The sequence below is a fragment of the Vibrio sp. FF266 genome, assembly GCF_041439695.1.
Taxonomy (GTDB): domain Bacteria; phylum Pseudomonadota; class Gammaproteobacteria; order Enterobacterales; family Vibrionaceae; genus Vibrio; species Vibrio tasmaniensis_A.
This window is the reverse complement of the sequence record NZ_JBGOOO010000001.1, coordinates 160,005-176,382: the sequence shown is the minus strand read 5'-3', so window position 1 is coordinate 176,382 and position 16,378 is coordinate 160,005. Positions and strand designations below refer to the sequence as shown.

Sequence of the window (16,378 nt, the reverse complement as noted above, 5' to 3'; positions counted from 1 at the left end):
TATCACTAACTATTGTGATTTTTATTGCCTTTTATTTAGGCGGTTCGGCGAGCCAATCAAGTAGTAATTGGATATGGAGAGCGTCCTTATATTCGTTGATTCGGATATGTGAACATCATAATTTATGAGTTTTAAATCAAAAAAATACAGTATCGATTCTACTGACTATCAAGTTGGTCAAGATAACGTCAGTAAATGGGGCATGGATGTCCACAATACCGTCTTCATAGCCTCAGTAGGCTTATCTCTTCTCTTCATCATCACTCTTCTTGCTCTTCCTCCAGCAGATGCTAAAGCTGCTATTGATTCTATTAAGGGTGCTGTTTTATCAAAGTTTGACTTCCTGTTTATGTGGGGAGCTAACATCATGCTAGCGTTTGCTGTTGTTCTAGCATTTTCACCGTTGGGTAAGATTCGCCTAGGTGGCGAAGACGCGACGGCGGACTATTCGATGTCATCTTGGATTGCGATGTTATTCGCAGCCGGTATGGGTATCGGACTTATTTTCTGGGGCGTTGCTGAGCCAACCGCGTTCTTCACTAACTGGTTCGGCACACCATTAGATGCGGAACCTTTTACAGAAGCAGGCCGTGAACTGGCATTAGGTGCAACCGTATTCCACTGGGGCTTTCATGCGTGGGCTATCTATGGCATGACGGCGCTTTGTCTAGCGTACTTTGTTTACAACAAAGGCTTACCGCTATCAATGCGTTCTGTGTTTTACCCAATACTGGGTGAACGAGTTTGGGGTAAAACAGGTGATGTGATCGACGTACTAACGGTACTGGTTACCCTGTTTGGCCTTGCGACTTCATTAGGCCTAGGTGGTACGCAAGCAGCAAGTGGTATTAGCCACGTATTTGGCTTGGAAAACAACATCTACCTTCAGCAATCAATTATCGTTTTGATTATGGGCTTGGCGATCATCTCTGTTATGCGTGGCATGGACGGTGGTGTTAAGTTCCTAAGTAACCTGAACATGGTTATTGCGTTCGTATTCCTTGGTCTTATCGCTGTATTGAACTTTACGACAGTGCTTGATTCTGTGGCGACTGCGGCAACGGGCTATGTGAAAAACATCGTAGCTTTGAGCCAAAGTGCGGGTCGTGAAGACACAACATGGCTGCATGGCTGGACTGTGTTCTACTGGGCATGGTGGGTTGCGTATGCACCATTCTTCGGTATGTTCGTAGCGCGTATTTCTAAGGGCCGTACGGTTCGTGAGTTCCTACTTTGCGTACTGATTATCCCAACATTGGTAACGTCGGCTTGGATGTCGATCTTCGGTGGCGTAGCTATCGAGCAAGTAATTAACCATGTGGGACAACTTGGCCTCGACCAAGGCATTACAGACGTATCTCTAAGCTTGTTCTACATGCTAGATGCTTACTCGTTCGGTAGCATTCTGTCAGTTCTCGCAGTCGCACTGATCATTGTGTTCTTCGTTACAACGCTAGACTCAGGCTCTATCGTTATCGATGGCATGACAGCGGGTGGTAAACTAGAAGTGCCAGTGAAACAGAAAGTGGTTTGGGCGGTTATCTCAGGCGCTATCGCAATGGTGATGTTGTGGATTGGTGGTACTCAATCTATTCAAGCTCTGCAATCGATCACGATCATTGCTGCACTGCCGTTTACGATCATTCTTCTGATTGGCTGTTTTAGCTTGTTGAAAGGTCTACTGACTGAAGTAGATAAAGCACAAGAAAACGTTAGCGAAACCGCTAAATAAAGTAATCGAATATGGGGAGTATATAGTTCGCTAATTACTCCTTATTCAGTGTTATTTCAAAGCTCTCTTGTACTGTGTGCAAGGGAGCTTTTTTATGCCCAAGAAGAAATCAAAGACAAGTAGAAAAGACAAAAAAAAGAGCCACAAGTGAATCGTCACTTGTGGCTCTGTTTAGTTTTAGGGAGCAGCTATTAGCTAATAGCTTACGCGTTCAATTCATGTTGAATTACGTAATCCAAAGCACCGACTACCGCTGCAACTTGAGCGTCATTACACTCTTCGTCAGTCACTTTGTCGCTGTCTGGGTAAACCTCTGTGGTTGTTCCGTACTTACAGTCGGTCACGCCGCCACATAAGCCAAGCTTCTTCATTGGGTAGTTGATCACACCGTGTTGAGTGACGTCTGAACCAATGATCTTGCCTTCGTCATCCGCAGGCGCAATGTGCGTTACTTTTTCTACTGAAGCAATTACTGCCGCTTGGAATTCTGGTTGCGGGTTTTCAGTATCGCCAACCGTGTAGAAACCATCTGGAATCATACCTTCGATGTACTTAATACCATCACGAGCCGCGAGTGCTGGTCGGAATTCAGTTTCATCAGAGTCTGTCGTCTCATGCAGGTCAACGTGAACCAATACTTCTGGCAAAGAGGCCACTAAAGCTCGTAGGTTTGCTGATTCTTCTGCTGGTGTACCGTCATAGAAAGAGCGGTTTGGATCAACAGCATTTGGGTTCCAGCGGTTGATCACCTCGTAACCCCAAGGGCTTACACAAGGTGCTACTACAATGTTGAAGTGCACTGTGTATTTCTCTGCTTGGGTCGCTGCAAATTTGATAGCGCCATGCACACCACTGGTTTCGTAACCGTGAACGCCACCTGTAACGAGAATGGTCGGCTTTGAATCGTCCCAGTTTTTGCTCTTAATTGCGAAAAGTGGGAAGCGAGCTTCGTCGTAGCTCAGTGCACCGTATTGTTCGATATCAAAACGGTCTGCAAGTGCTTTAATCTTTGGCACAACTTCTTGTTGGTATTCACGCTTAACCGTTCTTTGAGCTAACCATGCTTGACGTTCTGCTTGTTGCCACTTTTGTCCTGGCTTACCAATTGGGTAGGTAGATTCACTTTTCATCTATACTTTTTCTTTTATGTTCGTGAAAGATTGAGACAGATTATTCCTGTCTAACAGAGACAGCAATAGAAAACACAACTTGTGACTTTATTTTTTACAGACTCATAACTTTGATGAGTGAATTGATGATGTTACATTTCATCGATGGTTCAATCCTTTAAAAAGAGACAATAAAATGGCTGGAGCAAGTTTATTAACACTGCTAGATGACATTGCAACCGTGTTGGATGATGTCGCACTGATGTCTAAGGTGGCAGCTAAAAAAACCGCAGGCGTCTTGGGTGACGATTTAGCCCTTAACGCTCAGCAGGTATCAGGTGTTTCTGCTGAAAGAGAAATCCCAGTGGTATGGGCGGTCGCAAAAGGCTCATTTAAAAATAAGTTGATTTTGGTTCCGGCGGCATTATTGATCAGTGCGTTCATCCCTTGGTTGATCATGCCACTTCTCGTGATTGGTGGTCTGTTTCTTTGTTTTGAAGGGGCGGAGAAAATCTTAGAGAAGCTCTTTCCTCATACTCATCAACATGACGAGAAGGAAGAGGATACGAGTACTGGCGAATCCATAGAGGAATATGAGAAGAGAAAGGTCTCAGGCGCGATTCGTACCGACTTCATATTATCTGCGGAAATCATTGTGATTGCGCTAGGTACCGTAACGGGTACAAGTATCCTTACTCAGATTCTTGTCGTGAGTTTGATAGCCGTTGTGATGACGATTGGTGTTTATGGCTTAGTGGCAGGGATCGTTAAGCTGGATGATTTAGGTTTCTATCTCCAGCGCACGTCGAATGGCAGTACCATTAAAACCCGTTTGGGTGATGGGTTAGTCGCCTTTGCACCAAAGCTGATGAAGATGCTTGCTGTGGTCGGTACAGCTGCGATGTTCTTGGTTGGTGGCGGTATTGTGGTGCACAACGTTCCTGCGATTCATCATTTAATTGAACCGATTATTATGGATTTTAGTGGACATACGATTGCGACAGCGGTGGTACCGACGCTATTAAATGGTGTGATTGGGGTTTTAGCTGGATTGATTGTCGTTGTTGTTTGGACTGCGATTGGAAAAATACGCGGTAAGTAATCGTTCATTATTTTTATAATAAGACAGTCTTTCATCGAAACAAAAAAGGGTCACCATAATTATTATGGTGACCCTTTTTCGTTAAATGGAGGCGTTTACTTAACAGCCCAAGCGCTTATTTTACAGCCCAAGCAATCGTCTCGCCGCCACGGATTGGCACAACGATGTCTGAACCGAAAGGCATGGTTTCAGCAACATTCCACTCTTCTTTAACGAGCGTGATTGTGTCTGCATTACGTGGCATGCCGTAGAAATCCGGACCATTGTGGCTTGCAAACGCTTCCAAGTTCTCAATCTTGCCTTCTAAATCGAATACTTCAGCGTACAGTTCAACCGCAGCGTGTGCTGTGTAAGAACCTGCACAACCACATGCTGACTCTTTAGCGCCTTTCGCGTGTGGCGCAGAATCGGTACCCAAGAAGAACTTCTTGCTACCGCTTGTTGCCGCTTCGATAAGTGCTAACTGGTGTGTGTTGCGCTTAAGGATAGGTAGGCAGTAGAAATGTGGCTTAATGCCGCCAACCAGCATGTGGTTACGGTTGTAAAGCAAGTGGTGAGCTGTGATGGTTGCCGCTACGTTCTCGTTAGCGTTCTTAACGAAAGTCGCTGCATCTGCAGTCGTGATGTGCTCTAGAACGATCTTCAGGTTAGGGAAGTCGTTAACAATCGGTGCTAGAACCGTGTCTAGGAACTCTTTTTCACGGTCAAAGATATCAACATCGTGAGCCGTTACTTCACCGTGTACAAGCAGCAACATACCCACTTCTTGCATCGCTTCTAGTACGTGGTAGATCTTTTGAGCTGAAGTTACACCTGAATCCGAGTTTGTCGTTGCGCCAGCAGGGTATAGCTTCGCCGCTACAACAGCGCCAGATTCTTTCGCTTTGCGAATTTCATCAGGTGTTGTGTTGTCTGTTAGGTAAAGTGCCATTAGAGGCTGGAACTGTTCACTTGGCTGCTCTGCCATGATGCGTTCACGGTAAGCAAGAGCCATTTCGGTATCGGTTACCGGTGGGATGGTGTTTGGCATGATTAACGCTCGACCATTGTAGCGGCTGATATCGCGGACTGTATCTTTTAATACTTCGCCATCGCGTAGATGAACGTGCCAGTCGTCAGGACGAGTAATCGTAAGTTGTGTCATTGAAGGCTCCCACCATTTGAAGTGTTATGTAGTTGGAGCCTAAACTCAGCGAAATCTGTGAAAGCAATCGCTTACGTTTAGGCGACAGGATGATAGTGGAAAAGCACTTTCATTTCATCCTATTTTTAACTCTTCAGGGTTAGGAGCTTGTTTTTATGGATATTTTATTCGGTATCTATTTGTTAATAAGGGTTAGCGGGTGGCTACCCACAGACCATGGATCATTCCTGGAACCCAGAAGAAGAAGGTCAGGACGATGTTAATCAGCAAATCTTTACCTGCACCGCGAGCGAAGAACACACCAACGGGCGGAAGCAATACACATAAAATGATAATGACGAGTTTGTTCATGATAAATCCTTTTTATTCAATGAAAGTTCAATGCGATAACCGTGTTCATATTATAGAACGTATAGAGAGTGTTAATGCATTGCTGTCTTAATGTATACAAGGCAGTGATTTAAACATCTCAAGATATTAGCTTAGTATCAAGTGTTTAATGCCTGCCAGTTTATCTATTTATAACCATTTGTTAGCATTGAGACAAACAACAAAACATTGGAATCGTTATGTCGCAGTCACCTTTGGATCAAAAGGCTTTGGAGCAAGAGCTTTCAGGTCAACAGCCCTCCTTATCTCAAATTAATGTGTTTCCGGTTAAATCAGTGGGCGGGATCGCACTCTCTTCTGCTTGGGTCGAAAAACAGGGCCTTACCTTCGATAGACGCTTTATGTTGGCACTGGCTGACGGCTCAATGGTTACAGCGCGTAAGTACCCGAAAATGGTCAAGGTGTCTTCAAGCTTGCAGCCAGACGGTTTGATTTTTACTTACGAAGGCAAAGATCCCCTGCGTCTAAAGTATGTAAATTTCAAGATGCAAGAAGCACCAGCAACGGTTTGGAAAGACAGTTTTACTGCTTACACCACCAATGATGAAGCCGATGATTGGTTCAGTGATGTGCTCGGAGTTCGTGTTGAGCTACTGTTTTCTGGTGAGCAATCGAATCGTGTTCGTGAAAAACTCGGTCAGAACGTCAGTTTCGCTGACGGCTATCCAATGTTAGTGATCAGCCAAGCCTCTCTAGATGAGCTTAATCGCCGCAGCCCTGAAGTTCATTCGATGGATCAGTTCCGCACCAACTTCGTTGTTTCGAATACAGAAGCCTTTGCTGAAGATGGTTGGAAGCGTATCCGTATCGGTGAGGTTGAGTTCGAAGCGGTGAAGCCTTGTGAGCGTTGTATCCTAACGACAGTTGATGTTGAGCGTGGCGAATTTAGAGCAACAAAAGAGCCTCTTAATACCTTCTGTACATTCAGAGCTAACGAGCGTGGTGGCGTTTTCTTTGGTCAGAATCTTGTGGCTAAAAATGAAGGTTTGGTTAAAGCGGGTGATGTGGTTGAAGTACTCGAAACCAAAGAGAAAGAACACTATGAAGACACTTGGGTTGAGTCGTTACGTTTAACGTGTGTTGAGCGTGAAGAGATCGCTCGTGACTTTACGACCTTTTGGTTAGAGCCTGCCAAAGAGAACCACTCACTACCAAGTTATCAGCCTGGGCAACATCTGCCGATTGAGATGGTGATTAATGGCGAGAAGGTGTCTCGTCGTTACACGCTATCTTCCAGCCCATCACGTGCGGGTCGTTTGGCGATTTCCGTGAAGCGAATAGACGATGGTCAAATCTCTAACTGGTTAAATGATCACTTCCAAGTGGGTGATACTTTGGTTGCTCAAAATCCAGATGGTGCGTTCTATTTAGAAGCGAATCCAACTCACCCGTTACTGCTTTTGTCTGCAGGCAGCGGCATTACGCCAATGTTGTCGATGCTTCGTTATTTGGCCGATCATGGCCAAATTGATGATGTGGTTTTCTATCATCAATGCAGCAGCGAAGAAGACATCCCTTACCAAGCTGAGATTGATAAGATCGCCAGTGAGCACGCGGGTCTTCGTGTTATTTATTCATTAAGCCAACCAACCAAAGAGTGGGATGGTTTATCTGGCCGTTTGAGCGTGTCGCATATCGCTAAAATTGAAGAGTTACACAAGCGCCAAGCGTTCGTGTGTGGCCCTGACGGCTTTATGGATAATGCAAAGAAACTGCTGATTCAAATGGGGCTCAACCCTCAGCATTACCATCAAGAAGCGTTTGGTGTGGCTCAATCGACCGAGGAAGCGGTGAAGCAACTGCAGTTAAGTGTGAACGGCTACCTGTTCGAAGGTAATAATCAATCAACCTTGCTAGAGCAAGCAGAGTACGCGGGGGTATCTATTGCTTCAAGTTGTCGTGCGGGTTTCTGTGGAGCGTGTAAAGTGACGCTTGAGTCCGGACAAGTTCATCAACCGGATGTCCCTGCATTGCAAGATCATGAACGTAATATGGGGCAGATCTTGGCGTGTTGTAGCGTGCCTCAAACCGATATCGAAGTTGTCGATTAACGACTCGTTAGATCATTAAGAAAAACGCATTAAAAAACACTAAATAGAAAAAGCCGGAAGTTCGTAAATGAGCTTCCGGCCTTTTTGATTCTGAGCTAATTCAAAAATTAATCGTAGATCGTTGGGATTGGTTGACGCTTGTGCTGTGTTGCTTTGTAGATGCCAACTAAGCGATCGGATACGTCTTGAGAAACGGCTTTGCCTTCAAGGAAATCATCGATCTGATCGTAAGAAAGGTTCAATGCTGCTTCATCGGCTTTCTGTGGATCAAGCTCTTCTAGATCAGCAGTGGGTACTTTCTTAACAAGTTGCTCTGGAGCGCGCAACGTTGCTGCAAGCTCACGAACTTGGCGTTTGTTCAAACCAAATAGTGGTGCTAAATCACATGCGCCGTCACCGTGCTTAGTGTAGAAACCAGTGATGTTTTCCGCTGAGTGGTCAGTACCAATCACAAGACCGCCAACGTAACCAGCAATCTCGTATTGTGCGATCATGCGAGCACGAGCTTTCACGTTGCCTTTCACAAAGTCGATTTTTGCTGAATCTGTTGGTAGTAGACCTGTGCCTTCAAGAGCAACGTGAGATGCAGCGTGAAGCCCATCAACACCCGCTTTAATGTTGACAGAAACAGATTGAGAAGGCTGAATGAAAGAGAGAGCAAGCTGTGCTTCGTCTTCATCTTTTTGTTCACCGTAAGGTAGACGAACCGCGATGAATTGGTACTCGTCGCTACCAGCGCTTTCATTTAGGCTATCAACGGCCATCTGTGCCAAGCGGCCACAGGTTGTTGAGTCGACACCACCACTGATACCAAGGATCAGTGATTTGCATCCTGACTGTTGAAGTTTCGTTTTGATAAACTCCACACGACGAGTCACTTCGAAGTGAGGGTCAATTGAAGGTAGTACGCGCATTTCGTCACGAATTAACTGTTCCATTCGTATTCCTTTCCTACAAGCAAATTAAAAATCTAGTGTTATCATACCTAAATCATCCGATTTAAAAACCTCTTTGCACAAGCTTAGAAAGAGAAGGCAGTAATAAGTAATGGAAAAAATAGCCATTTTCGGTAGTGCGTTTAATCCACCGAGTTTAGGGCATAAAAGTGTGATTGATTCATTGGCTCACTTTGACAAAATCCTGCTCGTTCCAAGTATTGCCCATGCTTGGGGAAAAGAGATGCTAGACTTTGATACGAGATGTCAGTTAGTTAACGCATTTATTAGCGATCTTTCATTGGATCAAGTGGAGCTTTCTTTGGTCGAAAAGAGCCTATTTACTCCAGGTGAAAGCGTAACGACTTATGCGGTGCTCAGCGCACTTCAGAAGTTACATCGTGATGCGGAACTCACGTTCGTTATAGGTCCTGACAACTTCTTTAAGTTCTCATCTTTTTATAAATCAGATGAGATTACTGAGCAGTGGTCTGTAATGGCTTGCCCTGAAAAAGTGAAAATTCGTAGTACTGATATCCGCAATGCGCTGATAAGTGGAAGCGATGTGGCAAAACTGAGTACAAAGTCAGTTACAAAGATATTGCAAGATAGTGGACTGTATACAATAATGTAGATTCACTCACTCAAGAGGTCTGATGACTATGCTAAAGCGCGCGATACCAGCGACGATGATCATTGCAGCATGCAGTTTACCTGCATATGCTGAGTGTGATTTTTTTAGCCTAGATTCGGTAATGCTGACTTCTGATGACGAAAATAGCTGCTTGGATTTCTCTACTAGCCTTGAATCTTTCGGTCAACGTATGATTGAGCTCAGTGGGTTAAATGAAGGTGAACCTGAATCTGAATCAAAGCCAGACTATTGGTCTGATTGGGTTATTCAAAGCAAAGATGCGCCTTTGTTAACTCAGAGCCTTGAGTCTAACTATGTTGGTCTCGGTATGTGGTTTCCAGAAGAGCTGGAAGATGAACAGTATAATATGTCGACAGAAGAGTGGTTGATGAACCATGGTCTTCAGCTGAGCATCGGTTTTGGTGGTAAAGTTGAAGGGCAGCCGCGTATGCGTTTTGATTACCGTTGGCATGACTCTAGTGATGCAGACTTAATGATGCAGGTTGAGCTGCCATTCTAGACAGGTAGTTCATTCTTTTCTGTCTAAGTGCTAAGAATTAAAAAAGCCGCGAAAACTGAGTTTTTGCGGCTTTTTAGTATTTGGCTTGCTAGTTTTAATACCAGCTCTCACTTACCGCCAAGCTATAAATCTTCACCAAACACGAGCATGCACAGTTGCTCGAACTCTTCTTCTTTACCTGAGAACAGGTCATCAATCACAAGAGTACGTTTCTGACCTGATTGCATGCGTTTCTTCGCCTCGCGCATTACCATCACCAATGTGTGCTCTTGCGGTAAGTTCGAATCATCAACATTCCATTGATTGAATCGCTGAGACAGAGCACTTTCACAAAGCAGTGGTTTAAACGACAACACTTCTTGCTTCAATACAGAAAGCATATCTTTAAACGCTTGCTCAGTATTATTCGTTTTTAGACTACGAGACTTAGTAACTTCTAGCTTTTCTAGCAACGCAGAAGAGAGGTTCGTTTGCGTGACGTATCCCGCTTGTCTTGGGAATGAATCCGTCAAGCGCACAGAAAAGTCGACACGATTGACCTGTGTGTTTGGAAAGTAGGTCAGTGATGTTAGGCAGTCATATGGAACCCAGACGCTCTGACCTGGCTCGACGGCATACTCTTGTTTGCCCAGCTTAATCAAAACCAAACCACTTTGAACCGATACAAGGCTATGCTTAAGTACTTTTTTGCGTGGTGTAATCACCAGGTGTGAAAAGTAAGCCGATGTATATTCAATAGCGAAGTTCATAGATAGTACCTTAGTCTTGGGGCGTCAAGATTACCGTTAATCTTAAAGAATGCCAATAATAACAGGGCATTTTCGATGTTTCTGGTCTGACCTTGTCAAAAGTATGGGCTCTGTAGCTGCGATAAGTCAAAACAACGCGTAGAATGAGCCAGCTTTTTATTATATGAATGAAAAAATGACCTCTCCAACCGATCCATATGTTGATATTCGTCCTTACGGCGATGATGAAATTCCAGCGGCACTAAACCGTCTTATTAATGATGAAGAATTTATCAGTGCGATCTTGCACTATCGTTTTTCAAACCATGCGTCTTGGTTCAAAGCGCTAATGAGCCCGATCTTGCGAGTGTACTTGAAAATGAAATGGAGCAAGCTGACTAGCGTTGAATCCATTCAGATCGAAGTGAAAAAGTACTTACGCGATACGCTCGCTAAAACCACCAAAGGGGTGACATACACGGGTTTAGAGTCACTGGATGCGAACCAAGCGTACCTGTTTGTATCAAACCATCGTGACATTGCTATGGATCCAGCGTTAGTTAATTACGCTTTGCATCTGAAAAATCATCAAACTTGCCGTATTGCCATTGGTGATAACCTACTAAAGAAGCCATGTGCGACTGAATTGATGCGTCTGAACAAAAGCTTCATCGTAAAGCGTTCTCTAAAAGGGCCACGTGAAATGATGAAAGCGCTTGGACAATTGTCTTCGTACATTAAGCACTCTCTAGAAACAGGTAACTCTATTTGGATCGCTCAGAAAGAAGGTCGTGCAAAAGACGGCAATGACTTCACAGAGCCAGCAATTCTGAAGATGTTCCATGTTGAAGGGCGTAAGCAAAAAATCGTATTTCCTGAGTACGTGAAATCATTGAAGATCGTTCCTGTGGCTATTTCATACGAAAACGATCCATGTGACACCGCGAAAGCAATAGAGCTTTTTGAAAAAGACGTAAACGGCAGTTACGAAAAGGGTGAGTTTGAAGATATCGAAAGTATCATTCAAGGCATCATCGGTAATAAAGGGCGTGTTCATGTTGGTTTTGGTCAGGTTATTGACCAAGATTTCGATACGCCTGAAGCACTTGCTCAAGAGATTGACCGCCAGATCCATGATAACTACAAACTATTTCCTGTGAACTTACTGGCTGCAGAAAAAGAAGACGAGTCGATTACAGCTGCGGTGAAGCAAGAGTTTGAAGATAAACTATCGAGTTTGCCACAAGGTGCTCGTCAGTACTTGATCGATAGCTATGCGAACCCAGTGAAGAATATTGGTTAACGAGCGTTAGCAAACAAGTTCGTTGATTGAATTGAAAAAGGAGCCTAAGGCTCCTTTTTTATAGCGGTATAGGTGTCTTTTTCTAAGTACTGCTATTACCGTCAATCAATCAATCAATCAATCAATCAATGAATCGAACGGCAGGTTAGCGAGCAACAGCACCACCAAGATCTAATTGGGTCGGCCACGTGGTAATCGTGTTACCACCTAGGTAGATATTGCCTTTGACCGTCATGGTATCGGGAAATTCTGTAATTGCAGATCCGCCAATATATAAATCGCCATCAACCACTATCCCGTTTGGTAGCTCGGTTAAAGGAGTACGGATCACGCTTAGGTCTCCTTTTACTCTAAAGCCGTTGGGAAGCCGTATTAGGGGGGTATCTGTGAGGTTGATGAATCCACCCACTCTCACACCTTTTGGCCAACGGGTAATCTTACTTCCTATCAAGTCGGCGTAGCCTTTTATTTTTACGCCCGATGGAACTCGGGCTAGTAGACTGTTACCGCCTTTAAGGCTTCCCTTAACTTCCAACCCTTTGGGAAGGCGAGTGATTGCGGTTTTTTCTATATTTAAATTGCCATCGACGACCAATCCTGTCGGTAGTGATGTATAGGGCTTATTTCGTAAATATAAGTTTCCGTAATTATCCAGATGGTTCAATATTTGATACTGATCGAGTGGTTCTGCAGTCACATTTGTTATGGTTAAAGAACCAATAATAAGTACGATTATTCGGAGCATAACAAGCTTCTTATTACGATAGACGTTAACACTATAATGAAAAAATTATTCTCGCATAGTGTTTTACTCATTTGTTGGTCGGTAAAAAAGAATAGAACACAATGAAAGGCGAATCTGTGATTGAAATAAAGCGTCAAATTCTAAAAGGCTTTGTGATTGTAACTTCTGTATTTTGTTCAGCATCAGCATCAGCATCAGCATCAGCGAATGCTAATAAAATAATATCAACGCCCGCTAAGGCTGCAGTCGTCGTCACTCAGAGTGGTTCACAGCAACGAGTTTGTTATTATGATGATAAGGCCTATAGCCTAGGTGCGGTCGTTGAAGTTTCAGGAGTGTTGATTCGATGTGCTGCCGAAAATGATTTTGAGACCAATGGTGCTCTAGGCTGGATTGAGATTATAAAAAAAGACGAGAAATAAACTCGTCTTTCATTGATATGAGTGTTGGTGCTTATATTAACGTGCTAGAGAGCGAGTCTTAAGTTCGAAAATAATCTTCTCAGCGCTGACTTCAAACTTAAAGCGAGCATTTAATTCTGTGCTTTCTTCTGTCAGTTCTGATGCTTCAAACTCAACGTTGCTAGACACTTGTTTAGCAAGCTCAACGTACTTAGCAAACTCAGTTTCAATGAGTGCTTTAGAGTTACCGTAAACCGTTACTTCGGCAACATCGTCGCCTTCTTTAATGATAAACCCGATTTCACCTGCGCAGCCGCAAGCCTCACATACATCATTGTTACCAATATCTTGGCTCATAAATAATCCTCTTACAAAGTCTGCGGTTATTCTAGCGAGCAATTTGAACTGTATCTACAAAAATCAAAATCTTTGAACTAATTTTTACTAGTATGCTATGCTGTTTGATGGGATATTTAATGAATATGTATATTCGCGACGATAAATATGTATGTGATTAATATCACGTTTTCCTGAAGAGGTACGTTATTTATTTGTCAGAATATCATTCACTTAGTTGCGCCAGGATTGATTTTATAAGAGTATCTATCGCTTGACAGTTATTTATACAATGAATTTTTCGTTGGGTATTTCATATTCTAAGTAGTTATTTAAACTTATCGACTTAGGATTGTAAGGTGATTTTCGAAGAATAATTAAACAAAGTGCCCAAAGAGGCAACACTGTAAAATTGTTCGTACAAAGTATTTGTGGGTATTTAATGGAAATACTTGCGAAAAAATACCTTGCTCACATAATGCTGATAACGATTTTCATTCTGACTTCATTCGGTTGAGTTAGATGGATTTACAAAGAGAAGAACCTGAATATGCCAAAGCGTAGTAAAGAAGATACAGAAATCACGATCCAGAAGATCATGGATGCCGTTGTAGACCAGTTATTGAGATTGGGTTACGACAAAATGTCATACACGACGTTGAGTCAACAAACAGGCGTTTCTCGTACAGGTATAAGTCATCACTTTCCAAAGAAAACGGATTTTACTGCTGCTCTAGACGGTCGTATTTTCAAGATGTTTATGGAACACATTGACTTTGAAAATGGCCTTGATGCATTTTCGGCTAGCTGGGTTGCAGCACTTGAAGATGCTGAGTTCCTAGCGATCTTACGTTTACTTTTCCATCATATCGTTACTGCCGAGAATGCACATGAGTTTGCGGCAAACGGTATCGACCGCTTGTACAAGCTAACTGAAACTCAGTTTGGTGATGCTAGTGGTAAAGAACTAGAGTGGTTGATTGGTAAGTCATTGATTCATATGAGCCAATAATCAACACGCAATGAAAGAAGCTCCTGAGGGGGCTTTTTTTGTACCTGTAGTTTCACTTTTCTTTCTTTTTTCCTCTAGCTCTCACACCGTTGTCGTTATCTTGTCTTTGTGCTGAATAAAGTTATTTCTTTTCTTTTTAGATATTTAGGGTTTCGCCTGCATTTTACTGAGTAACTAAAAGCTTACTAACATTAACTGATGGTGTTTATTTCTAGAGCCTCAAACGTTCAAGGTGAGCCGTTTTAAGGGGTATTGCCATGGTAACTAACAAAATTGATTTTAAGGCGAGAGAGGGACTGTGAGACAATAAAAAGCCTCGAAGAAATCGAGGCGGTGAATGGTGTGGTTGTTAGAGAAAGCGAATACTCAAAACGAACCTGTTCTTAATCGAGCTTATTGTGCGGGATGAACCTGGGGGAAGTTCATGGTTGGGTGCTTTTCGACAATACTTGTGTAGCCGTACACATCTTCAATCATCGAAGGCTTAAGTGCTTCCCAAGGGCAGCCATCGCAAACTAAGTTTCCCTCTTTCAAAACTATCAATCGATCGGAATACTGCGCGGCTAGGTTTAAGTCATGTAAAACTACGATAACCGCTGCGTTGTGGTTGTCGGCTAACTCTCTCGCGATCTTTAACGTGTTGTGCTGATGGGCAAGATCCAGTGCTGATGTGGGTTCATCAAGCATCAAGATACATTGGTCACCAGAATAGTGAAGTTGGGTTAGTACTCGAGCCAAGTGAACACGCTGTTTTTCACCGCCAGATAGAGAAGGGTAGAGTCTTTTACTTAGGTGAGACACATCGGCAACATCCATTTTCTGGCTAGCTATGCTAGTGAGCTTCTTGTTGGACTCTTGCAACGGGATACCACCAAGCTCGACAACTTCGTGTGCCAGAAAAGGGAAGGTCAACGTACTATGTTGAGGAAGCATCGCCAAGTGCTTAGCCAACTTTTGAGAAGACCACTTGTCTTTGGTGTGTCCAAAATACTGAATATCACCAGTGCTCGATATCTCCTGACATAAAGCTTTGAGCAGCGTACTTTTTCCTGCGCCGTTTGGTCCAAGTAGTGTGGTTACCTTTCCTGCTTCAATCTCAATAGAAACGCCATCTAAAATCACTTTGTTGCCGAACTTCACTTCGATGTCGGTTGCTTTTAACGCTGCAGGAAACATTAAAGGATTCTCCCTTTCTGTTGAAATAGTAGATACAAGAAAAATGGAGCGCCGATGATTGCAGTGACAATACCAACTGGCAATTCAGCTGGAGCCAGTGCCACGCGTGAGGCCATGTCTGCAGCTGTTAATAGTAACGCGCCTAACACTGCTGATAGTGGCAACAGAATTCGGTGGTCAGGGCCAGCCAACATACGACCTAAATGAGGAATAACCAGTCCGATGAAGCCAATCATGCCAGACAAGCTAACCGTGATACCAACGCCCGCAGCCGTCAGTAGAATCAGCTTTCGCTTGAGTTTCTGTACTGGGATGCCAAGGTGTTGCGCTTCTGATTCGCCCAGTAATAGAGCATTCAATGACATCGCTTGGCGGTAGAAAACAACAAACAATCCAACGAGTGTGACAGCAGCAAGTAAAATGCCGGACCACTTAGCGCCCGCCAAAGACCCCATCGACCACAATGAAAGATCACGCAGCATTTGGTCATCAGCAATGAAGTTTAAGAAGCCAATACCTGCGCCTGACAATGCACTGATCGCAACACCCGCTAATAACATGATGGTCACCGAGGTACCGAATTTTCCCGTACCTAGCTTATAAACTAGCAGGGTGGTTAAAGCGCCACCTAAAAAGGCAAATACTGGCACGGCCGCAAAGTTCATAAAAGCAGGGTATTGCAGTGAAAGTTCAGAGAAAAGAACAATAGCCAACGCCGCGCCTAATGCAGCTCCGGCAGAGACGCCGATGATCCCAGGTTCTGCAAGCGGGTTTCGAAACAGTCCCTGCATGACGGCACCACATAATGCGAGAATCGCGCCGATTAGCATACATAAGATGGTTCTCGGTAAGCGGATCTCTTGAATCACCAAATTGATGTGGGGAGCTAAGTCATTGCTGGGTCGGAATAGGCTGGCTGCGCTGTCAGCTAAGCTTATGTCCATAGGCCCAACGGTGACCGAGTACAGCGCGGTTAAGACTAGGATGGCGCCAAAGCCTAACATCGATGTTTTTAGTGGGACGGATCGTAACAACATAAAGAGCCTCAATGTCTATCACT

17 protein-coding genes are annotated in these 16,378 nt (G+C 43.8%); 8 read left to right on the top strand and 9 right to left on the bottom strand.

The window, feature by feature from the left end:
* The first annotated feature begins 124 nt into the window (after positions 1 to 124).
* The gene (locus tag ACED59_RS00805) at positions 125 to 1,732 is read left to right on the top strand and encodes a BCCT family transporter (protein WP_017097085.1); all 1,608 of its coding nucleotides are present in this window, start codon (positions 125 to 127) and stop codon (positions 1,730 to 1,732) included.
* A gap of 203 nt (positions 1,733 to 1,935) precedes the next feature.
* On the opposite strand, the gene ACED59_RS00800 is transcribed toward ACED59_RS00805, so the two are convergent.
* Positions 1,936 to 2,862, bottom strand: a complete 927-nt coding sequence (locus tag ACED59_RS00800; RefSeq protein ID WP_017097084.1) for a M14 family metallocarboxypeptidase — start codon at positions 2,860 to 2,862, stop codon at positions 1,936 to 1,938.
* Positions 2,863 to 3,037: 175 nt separating this feature from the next.
* Here ACED59_RS00800 and ACED59_RS00795 point away from each other — a divergent pair, with 175 nt between their 5' ends.
* Positions 3,038 to 3,943, top strand: coding sequence for a DUF808 domain-containing protein (locus ACED59_RS00795; protein ID WP_017097083.1), 906 nt, complete (start codon positions 3,038 to 3,040; stop codon positions 3,941 to 3,943).
* A 115-nt stretch (positions 3,944 to 4,058) separates the two neighbouring features.
* On the opposite strand, the gene pyrC is transcribed toward ACED59_RS00795, so the two are convergent.
* Positions 4,059 to 5,087: a dihydroorotase gene (gene pyrC / locus ACED59_RS00790; protein WP_012600249.1), complete on the bottom strand. Its 1,029-nt coding sequence runs from the start codon at positions 5,085 to 5,087 to the stop codon at positions 4,059 to 4,061.
* A 192-nt stretch (positions 5,088 to 5,279) separates the two neighbouring features.
* Positions 5,280 to 5,438: a YqaE/Pmp3 family membrane protein gene (locus tag ACED59_RS00785; RefSeq protein WP_008215717.1), complete on the bottom strand. Its 159-nt coding sequence runs from the start codon at positions 5,436 to 5,438 to the stop codon at positions 5,280 to 5,282.
* Positions 5,439 to 5,656: 218 nt separating this feature from the next.
* On the opposite strand from ACED59_RS00785, the gene ACED59_RS00780 reads away from it, so the two are divergent.
* Positions 5,657 to 7,528, top strand: a complete 1,872-nt coding sequence (locus tag ACED59_RS00780; RefSeq protein WP_017097082.1) for a hybrid-cluster NAD(P)-dependent oxidoreductase — start codon at positions 5,657 to 5,659, stop codon at positions 7,526 to 7,528.
* 107 nt (positions 7,529 to 7,635) lie between these two features.
* Here ACED59_RS00780 and nadE read toward each other — a convergent pair whose 3' ends face one another.
* A complete protein-coding gene (gene nadE, locus ACED59_RS00775; protein ID WP_017097081.1) occupies positions 7,636 to 8,466 on the bottom strand; it encodes an ammonia-dependent NAD(+) synthetase in 831 nt (276 codons plus the stop codon).
* Between the two features lie 109 nt (positions 8,467 to 8,575).
* Here nadE and ACED59_RS00770 point away from each other — a divergent pair, with 109 nt between their 5' ends.
* Positions 8,576 to 9,097, top strand: a complete 522-nt coding sequence (locus ACED59_RS00770; protein WP_017097080.1) for a nicotinate-nicotinamide nucleotide adenylyltransferase — start codon at positions 8,576 to 8,578, stop codon at positions 9,095 to 9,097.
* Positions 9,098 to 9,119: 22 nt separating this feature from the next.
* Positions 9,120 to 9,617: a hypothetical protein gene (locus ACED59_RS00765; protein WP_017097079.1), complete on the top strand. Its 498-nt coding sequence runs from the start codon at positions 9,120 to 9,122 to the stop codon at positions 9,615 to 9,617.
* Positions 9,618 to 9,739: 122 nt separating this feature from the next.
* Here ACED59_RS00765 and ACED59_RS00760 read toward each other — a convergent pair whose 3' ends face one another.
* Positions 9,740 to 10,366 carry a hypothetical protein gene (locus tag ACED59_RS00760; RefSeq protein ID WP_017097078.1) on the bottom strand — a complete coding sequence of 209 codons (627 nt, stop codon included), beginning with the start codon at positions 10,364 to 10,366 and terminating at the stop codon, positions 9,740 to 9,742.
* 175 nt (positions 10,367 to 10,541) lie between these two features.
* On the opposite strand from ACED59_RS00760, the gene ACED59_RS00755 reads away from it, so the two are divergent.
* Positions 10,542 to 11,648 (top strand): 1-acyl-sn-glycerol-3-phosphate acyltransferase, encoded by a 1,107-nt coding sequence (locus tag ACED59_RS00755; protein ID WP_029223825.1) that lies wholly within the window; start codon positions 10,542 to 10,544, stop codon positions 11,646 to 11,648.
* Between the two features lie 145 nt (positions 11,649 to 11,793).
* Here ACED59_RS00755 and ACED59_RS00750 read toward each other — a convergent pair whose 3' ends face one another.
* The gene (locus ACED59_RS00750; protein WP_012600255.1) at positions 11,794 to 12,393 is read right to left on the bottom strand and encodes a hypothetical protein; all 600 of its coding nucleotides are present in this window, start codon (positions 12,391 to 12,393) and stop codon (positions 11,794 to 11,796) included.
* A 101-nt stretch (positions 12,394 to 12,494) separates the two neighbouring features.
* On the opposite strand from ACED59_RS00750, the gene ACED59_RS00745 reads away from it, so the two are divergent.
* Positions 12,495 to 12,815, top strand: a complete 321-nt coding sequence (locus ACED59_RS00745; RefSeq protein ID WP_371704852.1) for a YnjH family protein — start codon at positions 12,495 to 12,497, stop codon at positions 12,813 to 12,815.
* A gap of 36 nt (positions 12,816 to 12,851) precedes the next feature.
* Here the strand turns inward: ACED59_RS00745 and ACED59_RS00740 are convergent, their stop codons facing one another.
* Positions 12,852 to 13,151, bottom strand: a complete 300-nt coding sequence (locus tag ACED59_RS00740; protein WP_009845739.1) for a YfcZ/YiiS family protein — start codon at positions 13,149 to 13,151, stop codon at positions 12,852 to 12,854.
* A gap of 529 nt (positions 13,152 to 13,680) precedes the next feature.
* Here ACED59_RS00740 and ACED59_RS00735 point away from each other — a divergent pair.
* On the top strand, positions 13,681 to 14,142 hold the full coding sequence (locus ACED59_RS00735; RefSeq protein ID WP_009845738.1) for a TetR/AcrR family transcriptional regulator: 462 nt from the start codon (positions 13,681 to 13,683) through the stop codon (positions 14,140 to 14,142).
* A 393-nt stretch (positions 14,143 to 14,535) separates the two neighbouring features.
* On the opposite strand, the gene ACED59_RS00730 is transcribed toward ACED59_RS00735, so the two are convergent.
* Both ACED59_RS00730 and ACED59_RS00725 read right to left on the bottom strand, forming a co-directional pair.
* Complete coding sequence (locus tag ACED59_RS00730; RefSeq protein ID WP_017097076.1) at positions 14,536 to 15,318, bottom strand: heme ABC transporter ATP-binding protein; 783 nt, start codon at positions 15,316 to 15,318, stop codon at positions 14,536 to 14,538.
* On the bottom strand, positions 15,318 to 16,355 hold the full coding sequence (locus ACED59_RS00725; RefSeq protein ID WP_029223824.1) for an iron ABC transporter permease: 1,038 nt from the start codon (positions 16,353 to 16,355) through the stop codon (positions 15,318 to 15,320). Before ACED59_RS00725 ends, ACED59_RS00730 begins: the two co-directional genes overlap by 1 nt.
* Positions 16,356 to 16,378 lie beyond the last annotated feature (23 nt).